Annotated in this window: 2 protein-coding genes; one reads left to right on the forward strand and one right to left on the reverse strand. The window is 69.9% G+C overall.

All coding sequences use genetic code 11. The features are described from left to right. Window positions 1-207: 207 nt before the first annotated feature. Window positions 208-1320 carry a KpsE/RkpR family capsule polysaccharide export protein gene (locus ACIKT0_RS17035; RefSeq protein ID WP_407106559.1) on the forward strand — a complete coding sequence of 371 codons (1113 nt, stop codon included), beginning with the start codon at window positions 208-210 and terminating at the stop codon, window positions 1318-1320. 57 nt (window positions 1321-1377) lie between these two features. On the opposite strand, the gene ACIKT0_RS17040 is transcribed toward ACIKT0_RS17035, so the two are convergent. Then, window positions 1378-2280 (reverse strand): glycosyltransferase family 4 protein, encoded by a 903-nt coding sequence (locus tag ACIKT0_RS17040; protein WP_407106560.1) that lies wholly within the window; start codon window positions 2278-2280, stop codon window positions 1378-1380. Between the last annotated feature and the right edge of the window lie 92 nt (window positions 2281-2372).

Raw genomic sequence — 2372 nt, forward strand, 5'->3', positions numbered from 1 at the left:
GCCCGCGCGGCGAGGCGGTCCGCCCGGTCCCGGCCAGAGGGGGGCGCGGCCGGACTCGAACATCCGGTTGCCGCGGCCGCGCCGTCGAACACAGTAGTCCCCCTTCCAAGGCGCGGCGCGCCGAAGCGCGGCGCTACTGCTTCGGAGCCGGATCCGGTCATCGTTCCGACTGCGCGGCCGGTCGGGGTGCGTCGGAAGCGCAACGTCGTGAAGATCTCGGCATGGCTCTGCATCGCCCTGCCGACCGCTCTCGCGACGCTCTATTACGGAGTGGTCGCTGCTCCGCAATACGTCGCCGAGGCGCGCTTCGCGGTGCGCGGGCCGGCCGAAGTCGGCGGCGGCACCGGCGACGCGATCGCGGCGATGACCGGCCTCGGCTCGAGCACAGCCGGGATGGCCTCGGACAGCTTCATCGTCGCGCAGTACATCGAGAGCGGCCAGATCGTCGCGAACATGCAGCGCGCGCTCGACCTGCGCTCGATCTACACGCATGAGAACGCGGATTTTGTAGCCAAGTACCGGCCCTACGATTTCGACGACACGGTCGAGCATCTGACCCGGTACTGGAACTCCGTCTCCTGGGTCTATTACGAGCCCGTCACGGGGATCATCACCTTCACGGTGCGCGCTTTCACGCCGGACGACGCGCTCAAGGTCGCGCGGGAGACGGTCCGCGAGAGCGAAAACCTCGTCAACAAGCTCTCTGCGCGCGCGCGCGACGACGCCCTGATGCTCGCCAAGCAGGAGCAGTCGCGCGCCGAACTGCGGCTGAAGTTCGCCCAGAAGGCGATCCAGGACTATCGCGACCGCCAGGGCGCGCCGGACGCTCAGAGCCTTGTCGAGGGGCAGAGCAAGATCGTCGCCGACCTGGAGGGCCAGCTCGCCAAGCAGGAGGCCGAGCTGTCGGCGAGCTCCGCGTTCCTCAACAAGGACGCGCCGACCGTCCGGTTCATGCAGAAGAACGTCGAGGCGCTCAAATCGCGCATCGCGGCGGAACGCGCGAAGATCGGCTCGGTGCAGCCTCGGACCGGCGGCAAGGAAACTCTGATCTCCGCCTCAATGGCGGAGTTCGAGAACCTCGCCATGGAGCGGGACTTCGCGCAGAAGGCGTATCAGCAGGCGAGCCAGGCGGTCGACGCGGCGCGCATCACGGCGGAACGCCAGTCGCGCTATCTGGCGACCTTCGTCGAGCCGCATCTTCCCGAGGACTCGCTTTATCCCGCGCGTCTTCAGATGATCCTGCTCGTTCTGGTGTGCTCGACCATCGCCTGGGCGATCGGCGCGCTGATCTTCTACGGCATCCGCGACCACAGCGCCTGAGGCGCCTGTTGCACGGCCGGCTTCTCCGAAGGGGGCGCCGGCCGCCGGGTTGCGGGACTAGATCGCGAGGCCCGCGGCGTGGAGGAGTCCAAAATGCTCCTCCCATCTCGGCGGCCGGTACTCGGTCCCGCGCCGCCCCTGTTCCGGACGTTCCGCCGCGTGGGCCATGATGGCCTTCTCCCAGGCCGGGCCGTCCAGCGGGTCAAGCCGCAAAGCGAGATCGCCCGCGACCTCCCGGAACACGGCGAGATTCGACACGATCGCCGGCGCGCCCATCGCCAGCGTCTCCGCCAGCGGTAGCCCAAAGCCCTCGCTGAAGCTCGGGAACAGCAGCGCCCGCGCGCCCGCCACCAGCGAGGCGAGCGCCACGTCCGGAAGCTCGTTCACCTCCAGGACGTGAGCGCGGACGGCCGGGCAGCGCTCCAGCAGATCGACCACCATCTCGTTCTCCCAGCCCCGGCGTCCGACCAGGACCAGTCGGGGCGTGGCGGGCCCCAGCCGCTCCGCGAGCCGCCGCCAGACGTGAAGCAGCAGCAGGTGGTTCTTCCTCGGCTCGATCGTCCCGAGCGCGACGAAGTACGGACGCTCGGTCGCCAGCGCGGGGGCGGCGCGCGCGAACCCGCTCTCGACGCCGAGCGGCGCCACCACGATGGGCGGGACAGGCTGGCCGGTCTCCGCCGCATAGGCGGAGAGGTCGCGCGCCGTCTCGGCCGAGTTCGCGATCAGGGTACTGGCGTATCGGAGCGCGGTGTTCATGCGGCGCGCGTGCCGCTCCGCCTCGCCAGCCCGGCCATATTCCGGGAAGCGGATCGGGATGAGGTCGTGCACCATGATCGCGAGGGCGGCGCCGACCTGGCGCACCCCCGCGAACACCTCGGGCCGGTCCAGCCGGAGATGGGAGACCTGGACATAGAGGTCGCCGGGCTCGGGCGCGGCTCGCGTCGTGAGGGCGGCCCTCAACCTCCCCCTTCGTGCCCATGCTGATGCGGCGCTTCGACGTCCGGCTCATCACCTTCGCGGGCCTCGCGCTGTTCGCGGGGAGCTGCTTCATG

Origin of the sequence: Hansschlegelia beijingensis (assembly GCF_045505405.1) — a bacterium.
Taxonomy (GTDB): domain Bacteria; phylum Pseudomonadota; class Alphaproteobacteria; order Rhizobiales; family Methylopilaceae; genus Methylopila; species Methylopila beijingensis_A.